This is a genomic window from Cohnella terricola, from assembly GCF_007786475.1.
Taxonomy (GTDB): domain Bacteria; phylum Bacillota; class Bacilli; order Paenibacillales; family Paenibacillaceae; genus Cohnella; species Cohnella terricola.
The window spans coordinates 100,733-118,469 of the sequence record NZ_VNJJ01000013.1; the positions used below are offsets into that span (position 1 = coordinate 100,733).

Sequence of the window (17,737 nt, forward strand, 5' to 3'; positions counted from 1 at the left end):
GCTATTATAGCACAGCGCGCAACGCTCAAGAGAATAAGGAACGAAGGAACGCGAACAGCTTCTGAAAGAGTTCGACCAAGAAAAACTTCGCTTTCGGCTCTTCGCCGGCTGTGCCGGCAGATGCTTGCTTAACCCCTGTTTGGGCTTTGTTTTGCGTCGCCCCCGCAACCGCGGGCTTGTCGTCCTTGGCCACAGCCGCCGTCAAGCACAGCGGCGGGAACAACACGCACCACCAATTAGCTCCCGCCCCTTTGCCCAAAGTAATCCGCAGCGCCTCGTAGTCTCCCGCCGAATAGGACTCGCTATCGAACTCTTTTTCCGGGAATGGCACTTTCGCAAGCTCTACTTTGCCCCCATACGAAGCCCCTAGGCGATCGAGCTCGTCATTAACGAGCCGCCCGATCTCGGGCAGATGGCCCTCGATCAAATCAAACGCCTCATCATGCGTCGACGGCATCGCTCCCCAAGATTCGATATATGCGGCGACAGCCCCGCGCACTTTATTTTTAATGGCTTGATCCGCCTTAGCGTCGGAGTTCGCGAGAATGCGAATGCGAATGGCGTCATCGGGAATCAGCTTGCCGGAGCTCGCCGAGGCGAATTTGCCGATAAACGCGGATACGACCAAACCGATTACAATCATGCCGACAATTGCTTTAATCGAAAAATAAAAAAAATGATGGCTCTTACGCATAGTTCCCGCTCCTTATCGCACCCGTCGGTGCAGCGCTATGCGTTCCGGAACGTCTTAGCCATCATTATGTCCGGATCTGCAACTCTATAAACCTACTCTATTTAAATTAACCCGATCACGATCCCCGAATGAGCCGCTCCAACGATTCAACCGTCAGATCGGCCGCGAGCATTTGGGCCCTACCGTCCTTAAGCAAATACTCTCGCAACACATCCGTATCCTTTAATAGATTTCCCGTCAGGATGCACGCCACGCTTTCTTCCGCGCCGATCTTCTTCTCCGCGATCAGCTTCCACACGCCCGCGACCGTCGCCGCCGACGCCGGCTCGCAGCCGATCCCGCTTCGGTCGACGAGCGCCTTCGCTTCCATGATTTCTTCATCCGTCACGGAGCAAGTCTCGCCCCCGGTCCGAGACAGGAAATCCCGCGCTTTGCTCCAGCTCGGCGGATTGCCGATGTTCATTGCCGAAGCGATCGTCGACGGACGCTCCACCGGCTCCAGGTTCCGCTTTCCTTGCGACATCATCATATGAAAAGGACTTGCCCCTTCCGCCTGAACCACGGCCACCTTCGGCATCCGCCGAATAAAACCGAGCTCCAGCATATCCTGCAGCCCTTTGCCCAGCGCGGTCACGTTGCTGAGTGCCCCGCCCGGAATGACAATCCAGTCGGGCAGTTCCCAGTTCAAGCTCTGAGCCATCTCGTAGACGATGCTCTTCTGTCCCTCGATCCGAAACGGATTAATCGAGTTGCAGATATACACCCCAAGTTCCCGTCCGTACCTCTCATAGAATCGGATTCCGTCATCGTAAGTGCCGTCGAAACCGATCACCTTCGCCCCGTAGGCGAGCGTCTGAAGCACTTTGTTGAGCGATATCTGTTTCCGGGGCACGAGCGCGATCGCTTCTTTTTCCGCCAATGCGGCGTACATGGCTAGAGATGAAGACGTGTTCCCGGTCGAGGTACAAGTAAAACGTTCGAATCCCAAGGCGCGCCCGTGCGAGATCGCGACCGTCATCCCGTTGTCCTTGAACGAGCCGCTCGGGTTCTCGCTTTGCGCTTTCAGCCAAAGTTCCCGAATGCCTAGCGCACTCCGGATCTGCTCCGAACGATACAGCCCCGTATTCCCTTCATATTTGGTTACGATGTCGCTCTCGGCCAACTCCGGATGAATCAGTTCCTTGTAGCTCCATACCCCGCTTGCGTATACGCTCATCCTCTCGGACAGCCGTTGCGCGAACAGCCGCTTCAATTTCTCCGCATCCAGCCCCGTAAAATCATGGATGACCTCGAGCAGCCCTCCGCAAGAACACCGGTAAACGAAGTTTCCGTCCTTCTGCTCCTTGCCGCATTCGTAACATACGATCTTCATTCCGATCCCGTCCTCTCCCATTAAAGTTGATTCGAGCCTCTCTTGCAGTTAGGATAAGGGAGAACCATTCATAAATCTAATATATTATAATTTGGTTATCATAACTGATTCTTATATCTCCGAAAAAGGGGCCTCGATTCGCATGCTGAACCTTCACGCACTCAGATTGTTCCATCGCACGGCCGAGCTCGGAAGCGTCACGAAAGCGGCGCAGGAATTGAACATCAGCCAGCCCGCCGTCACTTCCCAGATCAAGAAGCTGGAAAGGGAAATCGGATTGCGTCTGCTATCCCCACACGGGAGAGGCGTTTTCCTGACCGATGCCGGCGTTCGGCTGGCTCTCGATGCGGGTAGGCTGTTCGCGCTGGAACGCGAGATCGAAGGCACGTTGGAGCAATACAGACTCGGCCATGCAGGGACGCTCAAGATCGCGGCCACCTATTTGCCGGCCAACTTCCTGCTGCCGCGATGGATCGCTCGCTTCAAGCGCGAACATCCGCAAGCGGACGTTCGTTTCGTCACTAACGGCTCATCTGCGGTCTTCGATCTGTTGTTGCGGTACGAAGCGGATATCGCCTTTATCGGGGGCAGTCAGCAAGATCATCCGCTGTTGGAACGGTCGCCGTGGCAGGAGGACGAAATGTGGTTCGTCGCCCATCCCGATCATCCGCTTGCGGGCCGGGAGACGTCGCTTCGGGAGGTCGTGCGGGAGCCGTTCGCATTTCGCGAGGAAGGCAGCTACTCCCGCGAACAATTGCTTGCCTTATGCCGCACCAGGCGACTGCCCGAGCCCGGCATCGGCCTAGAGATGAACGGGTACAACGAACTGATCCGCGTCGTCGCCGACGGGTATGGCATCGCCTTTCTGTCCGCGCTCGAAGCTCGCGAGGGGATCGAAAGGGGCGTTCTTAAGCGGATTTACGTCCAAGACGTCCACGTTGTGAATCCGATTGGGCTATATACAAGAAAGGAACCTCTGCCGACGCACGCGCAGAGGTTCCTGGAATTCATGTCATCTATTTCATAGCCAGTACATGCCGGTCGATACCCGCGTAATCCTTGACGAATCGGATTTCCCGCCAGTCCGCGGCCGTCCGAAGCAAATCCGCGACGTCCTCGGCTTGTCCGGCCCCCACTTCCCAGGCGACGAGACGAGGCAGTCGCGCGAGTCGGGACAGTTGTGACGCCATGATCCGATAAGGATTCAAGCCATCTTCTCCGCCATCCAAGGCCAGATGAGGTTCATGGTCGCGAACTTCCCGCTGCAAGCCGGGAATATCCGCCGAAGGAATGTACGGGGGGTTGGACACCAGAATATCGATACAGGCCTCGCCGTTCTCGACAAACGGAGTCAGCAGATCCCCCTGAACGAAGGAGATCCGATCCACGACGCCATGCCGCCCCGCGTTCCGCTCCGCCATGCGAAGCGCGTCCGGGGACAGGTCGGAGGCGGTCACCCGCCAAAACGGTCGTTCAGCTGCCAACGTCACGGCAAGGATGCCGCTCCCCGTGCCGACGTCGAGCACCCGCGGCGCTTCATCCGGCCAGAGCTCGTCCCCGATCCGCAGCACCGCTTCCGCCAGCAGCTCTGTTTCAGGGCGCGGAATGAGTACATCTTCAGACACCGCAAACACGCGCCCGTAAAAATGCTGCTCCCCGATCACGTATTGGACGGGAAGTCCAGTCGCCCTTCGCTTCAATAGCGCTTCCCAATCCTCCATTTTCCCGGCCGGTAAAATTTCCCGCCAGTCCCGCAACAATTCCGCCTTGCCAACTCCGAGCAAATAAAGAAGAAGAAGCTCCGCGTCCGCGTTCGCTTCTTCAACTCCGGCTTGCCGCAATTGTTCCGACCCTCGCCGCCAGGCTTCCCCTAGCGTCAGGGTTTCAGGCTTACGTTCCAAGTTCACGCCAAGCCCACTCCCTTACCTCATTTGCTCGCGCTCGAGAATTTCCGCTTGCTCCGCGAGCGTCAACGCTTGAACGATCTCTTCCATGTCGCCGTTCAGCACATACTCCAGACGATGCAGCGTTAACCCGATGCGATGGTCCGTCACCCGGCTCTGCGGAAAATTGTACGTGCGGATCCGCTCGCTCCGGTCGCCCGTTCCGATCTTCTCCCGACGCTCTCCGGAATACTTCGCTTCCTCTTCCTGGCGTTTCACATCCATAATCCGCGTCCGCAGCACCTGCAGCGCTTTGTCCTTATTGTCGTTCTGCGATTTGCCGTCCTGACACGTCGCGACGATGCCCGTAGGCACGTGCGTTACGCGAACCGCGGATTTCGTCGTGTTGACGGATTGGCCGCCGGCGCCGCTGGAACAGAACGTGTCGACGCGAATATCCTTGTCGAGGATAACGAGATCCACTTCCTCGGCTTCCGGCATGACGACGACGGTCGACGTCGACGTATGGATCCGGCCGCCCGATTCCGTCTCGGGAACCCGCTGCACGCGGTGGGCTCCGCTTTCGTACTTCATCATGCGATAGGCTTCCGCGCCGCTGACCGTGAAGATCACTTCCTTGAACCCGCCCAGATCGCTCACGCTCGACTCGAGCACTTCCGTACGCCAGCCATGACTATCCGCAAACTTCGAATACATCCGGTACAGCTCCGCCGCGAAGAGGTTCGCCTCTTCCCCGCCGGCCGCTCCGCGAATCTCCACGATAATATCTTTACCGTCGTTCGGATCTTTGGGCAGCAGCAGGACGCGAACCTTCTCCTCGAGTTCCGTGCGTCTCGTCTCGAGTTCTTCGATCTCGAGCTTTACCATTTCCCGCATTTCGTCGTCCAATTTATCTTCCTGCATCGCTTTCGCGTCTTGTAATTGCGACAGCACTTGCTTGTATTCTTCGTAAGCGCGGTAAGCTTCCTCCAGCCCGGCCTGCTCCTTCGCGTAGGTTCTCAACCGCGCGGAGTCGTTCACCACGTCTGGATCGCTTAGCAATTCGTTAAGCTTCTCATATCGATCCGCCAATATTTGCAGACGGTCTAACACTGTTCTCATCCCCCGTAGCCTATCAACATTATCGTTTTTCTGTAGTATACCACACGAAAGCCGATTCGTGCGGAATCGATGCGAACCGGGCGGAATGGCAATATTTTCGGCCTCGCGGACGACAAAAAAGCGACTCCCTCGTACGGGAATCGCCTTCGGATGGAACGTTATGATCCTATCTGCGCGGGAAAAACCCCAGGAACTGCTTCGTGTCCGGATCGAACGCGAGCTGTAGAGGTCCGATCAGCGCATTCTGGTCGGAATCGTACAGCACTGCGATCAGCTTGCCGTTAGCGGCTTTGATCTCTTCGAACTTTTTCTTCTGGGCATCCGTCTCCGTCAGGAGGCCGGCAACCTGGGAGTCGATCTCGGACACTTGCGCGTTTTCCTTCGCCGTCGTCAGATGCGACTTCTGTTCCTCCGGCACGTGCTTCCAAGCCAGATCGCGGTACTCTTCGACCGTTGCCGGCGCAAGCTGATCTTTAGCCGACAGCACGATCAAGTAGTGCAGCGGGCTTTGCGGAGGAAGGCTCTTCGTCATCATCGGTCCGTAATAAGCGCGCACCCGGTCGCCAGCCTTCAAGTTCGCGAACGCGACCGGCTCTCCTTGGGAAGTCATGACGCTCGTTTCTTTGCCCGCATTCAGCACGATCGTCGTTGCCGCATTCCCGTCCTTCGTTTCTCCGAGCTTCACTTGCCAGCCGTCATCGGTTTTCTCTACCGATTGAATGACGTCGTCTTGCGTCAGCGCCTGAGATTGGACAACGATCTTATGCGCTTGGGATTGGCCGGGGAAGCTCATCGCGATGATCGGTCCGAATTCCGCCATGACCCGCGCGCCCGCCTTCAGATCCGACGCGGCTATCGCTTTGCCGCTCTCGTCGGTCAACTCAGTGTCCTTGTCGACGCCTAGAATGATCCATCTTTGGTCACCGTTTCCAAGCAATTCAACGCGGTAGCTGCCTTTTTCCATACCAGGACTCACGTCGACGATAACGCCTAACATTCTCGCGTATTCCACAGCCTGCTCTTCTTTCGATTTGATCGAGATTTCCTTACCTTTTGAATTCCAATTCAGTGTATATCCGAGTTCCGCCGCCGCATCCCGGGCCGGCAAGTAAGCTTTGCCGTTAATATAAACTGGGTGCAGCTCCGTTTCCGTTCCGTTCACCGTGACGACGACGTCTTTATGATACTCTCCGGTTACCTTGCTCACCAAACCGCTCGCTCCCACCGCCGCGCTCGTGCCGAGCAATCCGATGGCGGTCGCCGCGACCAATAACTTTTTCTTCTGCATCATGAGATTCTCCTTTCGGGTCGTACCTGATAGTCAGTTGGCAGATGCTGCCGATATGGCTTTCATCCTCACTGACGCGTTGGGGTTGGTAAAGGTTACATTAGAAAAAGTTAACTTACGCCAAGTAAACCTGCTTCGCCGTCCTTTGACGGCGGTATACGTTTGTATCGAGCAATCAGATAGGTAAAAAGGACTTGCAAAACTTATACTTTCTGATTGATAAAAAAAGCAACTTAACAGGGGTCTCCCCTCCGCTAAGTTGCTTCTCTTTTCGATATTTTACACGTTAAACAAGAAATGCATGACATCTCCGTCTGCAACGACGTATTCTTTGCCTTCTAGACGAACGAGGCCTTTTTCCTTGGCTGCTTTCATCGAGCCGTTGGCGGCCAGATCCTCGTAAGAGACGACCTCGGCACGGATAAACCCCCGTTCGAAGTCGGTGTGGATGACACCCGCAGCCTGAGGCGCTTTCGTTCCTTGACGAATCGTCCATGCGCGCACTTCCTGAACGCCCGCCGTAAAATAAGTAAACAATCCAAGCAGCTTGTACGAAGCGCGAATCAGACGATTAAGCCCCGACTCGGTCAGGCCGAGCTCCTGCAGGAACATCTCTTTGTCCTCGCCTTCAAGCTCCGCAATCTCGGACTCTACCTTCGCGCTGATATGCACGACTTCGGAGCCTTCCGCCGCCGCGTACTCGCGCACTCTCTGAACGTACTCGTTGCCGTCGGCATTGGCCGCATCGCTCTCGCCCACGTTCGTCGCATAAAGCACCGGCTTCATCGTAAGCAGGTGCATGTCGCGAACGAGGCGGCTTTCCTCGGCGGTCAATTCCAAGCTTCTCGCAGGCTTCTCAGCCGTAAGGGTCGCGTGAAGGCGCTCTAATACCTCAAGCTCCTCGGCGACTTTCTTGTCTCCGCTTTTCAGTCCTTTGCGCGTGCGCTCCATCCGCTTCTCGACCGACTCGATGTCCGTCAAGATCAGCTCCAAGTTGATCACCTCGATATCGTTGATCGGGTCGATCTTGCCGGAGACGTGAGTGATGTTCTCGTCCTGGAAACAACGTACGACATGTACGATCGCGTCCACTTCGCGGATGTTGGCCAGAAACTTGTTGCCCAGACCTTCTCCACGGCTAGCGCCCTTGACCAAGCCCGCGATATCGACAAACTCGAAGGCGGTCGGAACGATCCGATTTGGGTTCACGATCTCTGCCAACTTCTCCATCCGCGCGTCCGGCACTTCGACGACGCCGACGTTCGGGTCGATGGTGCAGAACGGGTAGTTCGCCATTTCAGCTCCGGCTTGTGTAATTGCATTAAACAAGGTCGACTTCCCTACGTTCGGAAGGCCGACGATTCCGCAAGACAATGCCATTGATCTAACACTCCTGACTCCTTGCGGCCGCCCTCAGCCACCCGGCGTTAGGGACGTACCGTCAAGCTGTTCAATTCTCACGCCATTATAACGGAACTGGGAGTCCGCGTCCACATGGGCGCACTCTTTTAAGTTCAGTTATTGGCCGATTTCGTCGGGGTCGGGAGCGTTTAACGCTTCCTTCGGCACGACGATGGAAGCCGTGGCGTTAGGTTTGCTATACGTGCCGGCCACCGTCTGGGAGATCGGAGTCTGCTCCCCCTTGTTCAGCTCGATCTTCAGATCCGTCTCGATGCGATAAGAGAGCGGCCAGTGTTTCTCCGCATCCATCGTGAAGATCACCGACATTTTCCCTATTTTCACCCGTTCCGCGACATCCGCTTCGGGATCGGTGATCCCGAGCGTGCTTCTCAGTAGACCAGCCGCGAACGCCGATGCTTCGGGACCGTTTCCGTCGTATCTCACCGTGACCAGCGAACCGTTGCTTTCGGCGGTTAACGATCGCCCGAGCTGTTGGATTCGCTGCACCGCCAGTTCGGGTCTGACTTGGAAATCGGAGAGCGTCGCCACGTTCTCCGCGGCGGATGCCTTGGACAGCTTGCTCCACTCCTCATATTCGGGCAAGTACATATAATAAGCCTCCGGGGTCACGATGGAACGAACCGTCGATTGTTCTTTATCGATAACGCTACGGATCGTTTGATCCAATTTGAGCGGGTTTCTCTCCACGCGGCCCTGCATGTCGACACGAACGTCGGAGCGGCCTTCTTTTCCTTCCTCGCCTAGCTTTTGGTTCATTTGCAGCTCGAAAGCGAATTTCCCCATCTCGCGGGCGGCATTTTGGGCCATAATGAGCCAATCTTCGGCCAAGCTTTCATTAACCGTCCCCGTCGCGCTTGGGGAAGGCGAAGCTTCCGGTTGCTTTGTGGAACAGGCCGCCACCAGGATCGCGACCAAGAGCCAGGCCAAGCCAACCCGCGCCCTCCGATAACGAAACAAACCACTTTTCAATCTCACTTTTTACGGACCTCCTTGCGGATAACGCCGAGTGGGAATGCGCACAATGACGACGAAGAGAGGAGGGAGCATCCCTGGAAAACAAATCTCACAAAGGCAACTATAAGGGCACGACGAAAATGAATGCCGAAAATCAAGACATGGCCTTCGTCAACGACGTATTGGAGAATACCAAGTCCGTCGCACCCGCGCCATCCGCCAACAAAAAGACCGACTAACCCTTTCACCCCTCGGCAACGATTGCCCACACGGCCCGATTCTCGTTCGCATTTCCCCCCTCATGAGGGAGCGACGAAATCGGGCTGTTCTGCCAGCGCTCCTCCCCGCTAGCTTACCCATTTAAGGATCACGCATGATAAAGTTGGAACACACATCATTTTCCACCGGAACATCTCGGCCACTTTTGCGTCTAACTAAATACTTAACTGCAAGGAGGAATAGATCATGCGCAGAATGTACCCGCTGCTGGCTGCGGTTCTTCTCGCTGTCTTATTGGCTGGCTGCGGAGCCAAATCCAATACGACCGGAGCATCCGATGTTCCAAATACATTACCTTCCGCCGGTTCCCCAGACATTGTGCCTACGGTCGGCGAAGGCGGCGAAGCAACTCATACGTCTGGCGGAGCGGAGGCACCGAGCGAACAGCTTAGCGCCAAAGAAACCCAATTAAAAGAAACCGCGCAGGAAGTCGTCGAATATTTGCGGGAACGGGATTTGAACTCGCTCGTCCCGTTCATCGATCCTAAACTGGGCCTCAGATTCTCACCTTACTCCCATGTGAATAAGGATACCGATCTCGTATTCACCCCTGACACGCTTCCAAGTTTTAAAGACGCGACCAAGCAGGTTTGGGGAACGAACGACGGCAGCGGCGATCCGATCGAGCTTTCTTTCCGGGATTATTACGAGAAGTTCGTTTACAATAAGGATTTTGCGGATGCTCCCAATATCAGCGTGAACAAGCTGCTCGGAAAGGGGAACACCGAGTTTAACGTTACCGACGCCTACCCGAACGCTTCATACGTGGAGTATTATTTTCCGGGCTCCGATAAGGATCTGGGCGGCATGGACTGGCAGAGCCTTATTCTTGTCTTCGATCCGGAAGGCGACGATTGGCGCCTAACCGGAATTATGCACGGTCAATGGACAATATAATGGATTGAAAAGAGGGGCTGACCTAGTGATGAATCACTTTGGTCAGTCCCTCTTTTTACAGGGTTTGGCCCGATGGGGCGCGAATTGTTCGATTATTTCGAGCTACTCCCACGGTCTAGCCCCATGCAACGTGAGTTGTTCGATAATTTCGAGCAACTCTCACGGTTTAACCCAATGCAACGTGAGTTGTTCGATTGTTTCGAGCTATTCCCACGGTTTAGCCCCATGCAATGTGAGTTGTTCGATAATTTCGAGCTACTCCCACGGTTTGACCCCAAGCAACGCGAGTTGTTCGATTATTTCGAGCTACTCCCAGGTTTTGACCACAAGCATCGTGAGTTGTTCGATTATTTCGAGCTACTCCCAGGTTTTGACCACAAGCAACGTGAGTTGTTCGATTATTTCGAGCTACTCCCACGGTTTAGCCCCATGCAACAAGAGTTGTTCGATTGTTTCGAGCTACTCCCACGGTTTGGTCCCAAGCAACGTGAGTTGTTCGATTATTTCGAGCTACTCCCACGGTTTGGCCCGATGGGGCGCGAGTTGTTCGATTATTTCGAGCAACTCTCACGGTTTAACCCAATGCAACGTGAGTTGTTCGATTGTTTCGAGCTATTCCCACGGTTTAGCCCCCTGCAAACGCGAGTTGTTCGATTGTTTCGAGCTATTCCCACGGTTTAGCCCCATGCAATGTGAGTTGTTCGATTATTTCGAGCTACTCCCAGGTTTTGACCACAAGCATCGTGAGTTGTTCGATTATTTCGAGCTACTCCCACAGTTTAGCCCCATGCAACGTGAGTTGTTCGATTTTTTCGAGCTACTCCCAGGTTTTGACCACAAGCAACGTGAGTTGTTCGATTATTTCGAGCTATCCCCTGGGCTAGCATAAACGCAAAATGGTGGAGCTGGGATAGTAACCCTCAGCGCCACCATTTTTCATATCGTTCTCAATGGTTTATGAAGCCGTAACAGCGTTCGCGCCGCCGTTCGGTTTGCGGTAATGTTTGCGGTATGCCGCCGAGAAGTAGACTAGCGAGCATAAAGCGAAAGCCGCGAAATAAATCAGCATGAGCCATGCGTTATGCCACATGAGCGAATAATCCCCGCTGGAGATGACGGCCCGGAACCCCGCGATAGAGTGGGTCATCGGCAGCCATTCGCTTACTTTCTGCAGCCATCCCGGAATCATTTCGAGCGGGAAAGTGCCTCCCGAGCTCGTCAATTGGAAGATCAGAAGAATGATCGCGATAAACCTTCCCGGATTTTGCATGGATGCGACCAAAAACTGAATGATGGCCATAAAAGTCAAACTCGTCACGATGCTAAACAGGAAGAAGAACGGAACACTCTGCACCTTTAATCCTACACCGTACAGCAAGACCACATCGGCGATAAGCGCCTGCCCCAGACCGATCGTCGCCATCGTCATCAGCTTGCCCAGAAACCAGCTCCAGCCGTTCTCCGGTCGGTTGAGAGGTTCTTTCACCGTATAAACGACGGTCAGAAGCAACGCCCCGACGAAAAAGCTCATCGACACAAAATAAGGAGCGAACCCCGTACCGTAGTTTGGCACTTCATTGGACTTCACTACATCGAGCTGTACGGGATCCGAGAACATATCGACGACCGAATCGCCGCCATTGATGCCGGAAGTTTTCTCTGCGGCCTCGGATAATTTGCCCGACAATTCTCCGGTTCCGTCAGTCAGCTTCACCAATCCGTCCGTCATTTGCTTCGCACCTTGGCCGAGTTGGCTCGAACCGTCGACGAATTGGTTCACCCCTTGTGATAATTCGCCCAATCCTGCTCGCAGTTGGGTTGCCCCGCCGTAGAGCTTATCGGCGCCTTTCGCCAAAGCGGTTCCTCCTTCGCCCGCCGATTGCAGCTGCGCCCCGAACTGCTGAAGTCCCTCTGCCAGTTGGCTCGTACCCTCGCTCAGCCGGTTTGCTCCTGCTGCAAGCTGCTCTTGGCCTTGCTTGGCGGCAGCAGTGCCAGTCGCGACTTCTTTGCTCGCCGCGATTAACTGCTGCAAGCCGGCATCTTCTGCAAGCTCGGGATGGGCCTTCGCATATTGCTCCAATCCGTTCGCGACGGCTTGGGCTCCGGTATCCAGCTTATCTGCCCCGGAGGCCGATTTCGCGAGCCCATTCGCAAGATCGGAAGCGCCTTGCTTGGATTGGACGGCTCCGCTCGTGAGTTGGCCGTTCGCATCGTTCAGCTTCGCAAGGCCGTCGGCGAGCGAATGCCCGCCTAGCCGCAAATCCGCGGTTCCTTTCTCGAGATCCGCGCTTCCCGATACAAGCTTGGTGATTCCGTTCTTTAACGTCACGGAGCCGGAAGCGAGCTTGTTCAGATTCTGTTCGATCTTCATAGCGCCGTCCTTAGCGCTGTCCGTTCCCGAGGCAATTTCATGCGCGCCGTCGCTCGCTTGGCTCAATCCGTCGGCGAGTGTCTGAATTTGCTCGAACATCGTCCGCGTATAAGCTTTCGTCACTTCTTTGCCAAGCTCGGTTTTCATTTTCTCGACGGCGTTTTTGCCGATCTGCGAAGCCAGGAAGTTTGAACTTTCGTTCGGCATAAATACGATTTCTGCCGGCGAAGGCTTATCGGACGTCAACGTCGCCGCGCTTGCCGAGAAATTCTCGGGAATCTCGATCGCCATGTAATATTTATTGTCCTTCAGTCCGGCTTGAGCTTCATCCTTGTCGACGAAGCGGAAATCGAATGTTTTGTTTTCTTGAAGCTTCTCCACGAAGTCTTGCCCGATATGCATAGTCTCGCCTTTATACGCGGTGCCCTTATCCGAATTCACGACCGCCACCGGCAAGCTATCCATATGACCGTACGGATCCCAGAACGCGCCGAGGAACATTCCGCTATACATAATGGGGATCATCAGAATGCCGATCACTGGTATGAGCAGTTTCGGATTGCGGCCGATGGCCGCCATTTCCTTGAAATATTGTTTAATTCCTTTCATCCTGTTACACCCCTCAAACGAATTGACTATTTTATTCATTTGGTCATTTAATGTCAAAAAAAGCGGACATTTCCGCACCCGGCTTACGCCATCGTCAGTCCGTCCAGAAGATACAGCTTGAACAGTTCCGCTATTTTTTCTTTGGCTAACGCCTCGTGCGAATGCTGCCACTCCGATGCTAACGCCAAATACAGCTTGAGCATGACGAACGCCGTAATTTTCGGATCGCACGGCTTTAACTCGCGCTTGTCGATCGCAATCTGGATTTTCGCCTGAATATAGCCTATAATTGCCTCTTCCAGCTTATTCAGCCCTTCGATCGCCTTAGGCGTCCCCATATCCCTGACTTCGTGCGCCAGCTTCACGGCGAGTTGATGTTTCTCCCGGAAATCGAGTATCCGGTGCAGTATCCGGTTCAAGTTATCGAAGAACGTCCGATCCGCATCGTATTCCGCGTCTGCGACTTGTTTGATTTCCCGGATCAGAAGATTCATGATCTCGTCGAACAGCTCTTCCTTATTGGAGAAAAAAGTATAGATCGTGCCTTTCCCGACGTTCGCCAGCTTGGCGACTTGATCCATCGTCGTTGCTTTGTAGCCGAACAGCGCGAAAGATTGAGCTGCTGCCTCCACGATTAGCTTCCTTCGGTCCACCGCCATCCGAATCATCCCCTTCATCGTAACGCCAAAACTGACTGTATTTCATTTTCGGTCAATTAGTCAGAACTGAATAATAGCACGGTTTTTTTCGTTTTGCAATGGGGTTAATACCATTTGAAATTCTAACGGACGTCACAGCCGCTAACAGCCCCATTATCCGACATCTGAAACTCTAGCGGACCTGACAGCCGTTAATCGCGCGAAAACGGCCAAATTCATGCTTTTTCAGACAAATAAGGACGCTGGTGTCCGTAAGGTTCCGGAAAACCCCGTTTTCGATAAAATAGCGGCGCTGACATCCGTTAGCCAGAGCGAGAGCATATAACAAAAAGAACCGCAGCCCCTTATTTCAAGGAAACATACGGTTCTTATCGTTCCAACCTTACAGTTGGTTTTGGATTTTCGCTTTCAAGGAATCTTTGCTTTGCAGACCGACAAGCTTGTCGACCGGTTGGCCGTCCTTGAACAGGATCAGCGTAGGAATGCTCATGACGCCGAATTGGCTAGCGAGCTCAGGCTCTTCGTCGACGTTGACTTTCGCGATCGTCGCCGTGCCTTTCAGTTCTTCGGAAAGCTCCTCCACGATCGGAAGCTGCATTTTGCAAGGTCCGCACCATGGCGCCCAGAAATCAAGCAAGGAAACTCCTTGCGCTACGCTCTCGTTGAAATTGTCCTTCGTAATTGCAATTGCCATCACGCATCTCTCCTATCCTCAGTGAATGATTAGATAACGCCTATGATGATCGGGCAAATCGGAATCGCCCGCTCCATCTTTTCTTATCGGCTTCGAAATTACGCGCGAGCCATCGCCGCCACCCGTGACAGCATCTGACCGATCGTAATCGACTCGAAGTACCGTTCCAGCTGTTGATCCGCGCCACAGAATACCGCATTCATGACTTCGCCCATGTTCGAGCCGACTAGACAGTCCGACTGCGGATCGCCACTGCACCAATTCGGCGCAAGCGAACCTGCGGCAAGAGTGCGGTAAACGTCCGCCAACGTCACGTCGCCAGGTTCCCGGGACAAGCGGTATCCGCCCCCGGAGCCTTCCCTCGTATCCACGAAGCCATGCTTGCGCAGGCAGCTCATGACTTTGCGGACGCGAACGGGATTCGTGCACACGTTCGTCGCGATTTCTTCGCTGGATGCCATCCCATCGGGGCGATGCGCCAAGAACACAAGGCTATGGACGGCTATAATGAATTCGCTGTTCACGTTCTCAGCCTCCCCGGTGATTACTGTAATAATATCAGTTACAGTTATTGCTGTCAAGGGGCTGCCTCTTCCGTAGTATTCCGAACCGCTAAGCTCTTTATTCTCTTGAAATCGCCTTGCCGGTTATCCCGTGCTGTAGTTCTTATTCAAGGCATCGATCCGCAGCATATCCTCCGGCTCCAGCTCAAAATCGAATACATTCGCGTTTTCCCTGATCCGTTCTTCGTTTACGGACTTGGGAATCGCGACAATGCCTAATTGCAGATGCCATCTGATCACGATCTGCGCCGGCGATTTCCCGTACTTGACGGCAAGCTCTTCGAGGAGGGGCAGATCCAACTTCCCGTACATGAGGGGACGCCACGCTTCTAGTTGAATACCCATCGTTCGGCAAAATGAAAACAGTTTTTTCTGCGTATGTAACGGATTTATCTCTACCTGGTTGACCATAGGTTTGATCCGGCAGCTCCCCATCAGTTCGTCGAGTTGGGCGATATCGAAATTGCTGACACCGATTGCCTTTGCGAGTCCTTGCGCGTACAGATCTTCAAGCGCTTTGTAGGTTTCCTTGGATTTACCCTCTACAGGCCAGTGAATCAAGTATAGATCTACGTAATCCAGGCCCAGACGATCCAGGCTGGCCCGGCAAGCTTTAATCGTCGAATCGTAGCCTTGATCGTTATTCCATACTTTCGTCGTCACGAAGATTTGCTCCCGCGGAATGCCCGATGCCCGTACGGCTCGTCCAACCGCCGCTTCGTTGCCATACATGGAGGCCGTGTCGATGCTCCGATATCCGGCTTTAAGCGCGGTGAGCACAGCGTTTTCCGTTTCCGGACCTTCCTTCGCGTTCCATACGCCAAGGCCGAGCCTGGGCATCTCCACGCCGTTCAGCAGCTCTGCCGTCGAATCTAATCTTAGTTTCAACCGTTTATCCTCCTTTACAAGTCCGCCTACATTCTTTTTGTATATTACCATTACATCGTAAGAATCGTACATTGAAACCATTGAGGTAGTCTGCCATACTTATGGAAATACATGAACTTCCTTCAGATGAGGTGTAACCGATGAAAATAGAAGTCTATTCCGATATGGTGTGCCCTTGGTGCCGAATCGGGAAAAAGAACATGAACGACGCTATCGAGGCGTGGAACGAACAAACAGGACAGACGGTCGAAGTCAGCCATCATGCCTATCAATTGGATCCGACCCTGCCTCCGGAAGGCCTGCCTTTTAACAGCGTCATGGAGAAAAAAATGGGCGGTGCCGAGCGCCTTCGGCCGATGCTGCAGCGGGTAACCGATGCCGGGGCCGACGTCGGCGTCACTTTCCATTTTGATCAAGTCGAGCGTATGCCCAACACCGTGCTAGCCCATCGAATCACCGCGCTGCTTCCGCAAGAAGACGAGGGACATTGGATCGACGCCGTCATGAAAGCTTATTTCGAGGACGGCAGAGATATCGCTAAGCTGGACGTGCTTCTGGACATCGCCGCCGAATTGGGCCTCGACGCGGAGGAAGCGAAGCGTCTACTCGAGAATGGCGAAGGGCTTCAAGACGTGGAGAAGGATATGGAATCCGCCAAATCGATCGGGATATCCGGGGTTCCTTTCTTTATCATCAACAACAAATACGCTTTGTCCGGCGCTTACCCATCCGCGCAATTTCTCGAAGCGTTCCGTAAGATTTCCCAGGGAGGGTAACATGTCTTGAGGGGCCGCAGCAGCGCTGCGGCCTTTTTGCGTGAATTTAGCGGATTTCCGTGTAGCCAAGGCACTTTTCTGGCCCTCGCCCGCACGCTGTCCCGGAATCCGCCCGCGAACTCCACCAAATTTTCACCTTCCCCCAGCCAAACCCCGTTCGCTTCGAACGCCAGGGTATGGTATAATAAATCGAATGATTAAATAACGCTCTTGGGAGAGGGTGGCTTTCACCCATGCAATCGAATAATCAACCCAATCGCATAAATTCGCAAACGAGCTTACAGCCTAATAGCTGAAGCTCGTTTTTATTTTTGCGCGGAGTAAACTTTATTTGAAGGGGCAATCATTGTGGCAGATAGGCATCATTCGGGATTATTGGCGATATGGATCAGCTTGATAAGCAACATATTCCTGACGGTATTGAAGGTTACGGCGGGAATTGTGCTCGCGAGCCCCGTACTGCTCGCGGACGGGGTTCACAACGCGGGGGACATTATCGCCACCGTAGCGGCGCTGACTTCCTCCATGATTTCCAACAAGCCGGCGGATGACGACCATCCCTATGGGCACGGCAAAGCGGAGGTCGTCGCCTCCGCTTTCGTCGCCGTCGTCCTTGCGCTGGCTGCGATCTGGATCGGCTATCAATCGATCGCCGCACTGTTCGAGCCGCCGGCAGGCGAGAATTGGCTGGCGCTCGGAGCCGCGGCCGTTTCCCTCGTCTGGAAGCAGGCGCTCTACATCTACACCATCCGCGTAGGTAAAGCGACCAACAGCAAAAGTGTGCTCGCCACCGCCTACGACCATCTCGCCGACGTGTACGCTTCCCTTGCCGCCGTGCTCGGGATCGGCCTTGCCTTGCTTGGCGACCGCCTCGGCTGGGACTGGGCCGCATATGGCGACCCGATTGCGGGAATCATCGTATCTGTGCTCGTGCTTAAGCTCGCTTACGAGATCGGACGCGATTCCATCAACATCCTCATGGAGCATAACGTTGATCCGGAGAAGCTGGCCCATTACGAGAATCTTCTTCGCACGGTTTCCCAAGTGAAACGAATCGACCGTGTAAGAGCCCGGGAACACGGCCATTACATTATCGTCGACATTCGTGTCGGAGTCCCTCACGATTATACGATTCAGCAAGGACACGACATCAGCAGGGAGCTTAAAAAGCTGATCATGGACTACGACCCCGACGTGATCGAGGTCATGATCCACCTTAACCCATGGGAACCGAAGGAGCCTGTCGCAACCTCGCGCTAGTCCGCC

The 17,737-nt window shown here is 54.3% G+C and carries 16 protein-coding genes; 4 read left to right on the top strand and 12 right to left on the bottom strand.

Translation table 11 applies throughout. The annotated features are described in order from the left end of the window. Positions 1-25 precede the first annotated feature (25 nt). Positions 26-694 carry a stage II sporulation protein R gene (locus FPZ45_RS19460; protein WP_144705577.1) on the bottom strand — a complete coding sequence of 223 codons (669 nt, stop codon included), beginning with the start codon at positions 692-694 and terminating at the stop codon, positions 26-28. A gap of 115 nt (positions 695-809) precedes the next feature. Beyond that, entirely contained in the window at positions 810-2,066 is a 1,257-nt protein-coding gene (thrC, locus tag FPZ45_RS19465; RefSeq protein ID WP_144705579.1) for a threonine synthase, read from the bottom strand. Between the two features lie 142 nt (positions 2,067-2,208). On the opposite strand from thrC, the gene FPZ45_RS19470 reads away from it, so the two are divergent. After that, entirely contained in the window at positions 2,209-3,093 is an 885-nt protein-coding gene (locus FPZ45_RS19470; protein ID WP_246120513.1) for a LysR family transcriptional regulator, read from the top strand. Here FPZ45_RS19470 and prmC read toward each other — a convergent pair. From prmC to FPZ45_RS19495, 5 genes are all read right to left on the bottom strand, one after another. Further along, positions 3,083-3,973 carry a peptide chain release factor N(5)-glutamine methyltransferase gene (prmC, locus tag FPZ45_RS19475; protein WP_144705581.1) on the bottom strand — a complete coding sequence of 297 codons (891 nt, stop codon included), beginning with the start codon at positions 3,971-3,973 and terminating at the stop codon, positions 3,083-3,085. The two genes, FPZ45_RS19470 and prmC, sit on opposite strands and share 11 nt — an antisense overlap. 15 nt (positions 3,974-3,988) lie before the next feature. Continuing rightward, positions 3,989-5,062: a peptide chain release factor 1 gene (gene prfA, locus FPZ45_RS19480; protein ID WP_144705666.1), complete on the bottom strand. Its 1,074-nt coding sequence runs from the start codon at positions 5,060-5,062 to the stop codon at positions 3,989-3,991. A gap of 175 nt (positions 5,063-5,237) precedes the next feature. After that, the gene (locus tag FPZ45_RS19485) at positions 5,238-6,362 is read right to left on the bottom strand and encodes a stalk domain-containing protein (RefSeq protein WP_144705583.1); all 1,125 of its coding nucleotides are present in this window, start codon (positions 6,360-6,362) and stop codon (positions 5,238-5,240) included. Between the two features lie 276 nt (positions 6,363-6,638). Further along, positions 6,639-7,739 (bottom strand): redox-regulated ATPase YchF, encoded by a 1,101-nt coding sequence (gene ychF, locus FPZ45_RS19490; RefSeq protein WP_144705585.1) that lies wholly within the window; start codon positions 7,737-7,739, stop codon positions 6,639-6,641. A 138-nt stretch (positions 7,740-7,877) separates the two neighbouring features. Beyond that, positions 7,878-8,756, bottom strand: a complete 879-nt coding sequence (locus tag FPZ45_RS19495; protein WP_144705587.1) for a DUF6612 family protein — start codon at positions 8,754-8,756, stop codon at positions 7,878-7,880. Positions 8,757-9,200: 444 nt separating this feature from the next. On the opposite strand from FPZ45_RS19495, the gene FPZ45_RS19500 reads away from it, so the two are divergent. Further along, complete coding sequence (locus FPZ45_RS19500; RefSeq protein ID WP_144705589.1) at positions 9,201-9,911, top strand: hypothetical protein; 711 nt, start codon at positions 9,201-9,203, stop codon at positions 9,909-9,911. Between the two features lie 955 nt (positions 9,912-10,866). Here the strand turns inward: FPZ45_RS19500 and FPZ45_RS19505 are convergent. The 5 genes from FPZ45_RS19505 to FPZ45_RS19525 all read right to left on the bottom strand — a co-directional run bounded on the left by FPZ45_RS19505 (position 10,867) and on the right by FPZ45_RS19525 (position 15,647). Further along, the gene (locus FPZ45_RS19505; protein WP_186438473.1) at positions 10,867-12,891 is read right to left on the bottom strand and encodes a YhgE/Pip family protein; all 2,025 of its coding nucleotides are present in this window, start codon (positions 12,889-12,891) and stop codon (positions 10,867-10,869) included. Between the two features lie 83 nt (positions 12,892-12,974). Next, on the bottom strand, positions 12,975-13,550 hold the full coding sequence (locus tag FPZ45_RS19510; RefSeq protein WP_144705593.1) for a TetR/AcrR family transcriptional regulator: 576 nt from the start codon (positions 13,548-13,550) through the stop codon (positions 12,975-12,977). A gap of 382 nt (positions 13,551-13,932) precedes the next feature. After that, positions 13,933-14,244: a thioredoxin gene (gene trxA, locus FPZ45_RS19515; protein WP_144705595.1), complete on the bottom strand. Its 312-nt coding sequence runs from the start codon at positions 14,242-14,244 to the stop codon at positions 13,933-13,935. Between the two features lie 98 nt (positions 14,245-14,342). Next, complete coding sequence (locus FPZ45_RS19520) at positions 14,343-14,768, bottom strand: RrF2 family transcriptional regulator (RefSeq protein WP_144705597.1); 426 nt, start codon at positions 14,766-14,768, stop codon at positions 14,343-14,345. A gap of 123 nt (positions 14,769-14,891) precedes the next feature. Then, positions 14,892-15,647, bottom strand: coding sequence for an aldo/keto reductase (locus FPZ45_RS19525; RefSeq protein ID WP_281284917.1), 756 nt, complete (start codon positions 15,645-15,647; stop codon positions 14,892-14,894). 188 nt (positions 15,648-15,835) lie between these two features. Here FPZ45_RS19525 and FPZ45_RS19530 point away from each other — a divergent pair, with 188 nt between their 5' ends. Next, complete coding sequence (locus FPZ45_RS19530) at positions 15,836-16,471, top strand: DsbA family oxidoreductase (protein WP_144705599.1); 636 nt, start codon at positions 15,836-15,838, stop codon at positions 16,469-16,471. A 348-nt stretch (positions 16,472-16,819) separates the two neighbouring features. Continuing rightward, a complete protein-coding gene (locus FPZ45_RS19535) occupies positions 16,820-17,731 on the top strand; it encodes a cation diffusion facilitator family transporter (RefSeq protein ID WP_144705601.1) in 912 nt (303 codons plus the stop codon). The last annotated feature ends 6 nt before the right edge of the window (positions 17,732-17,737 follow it).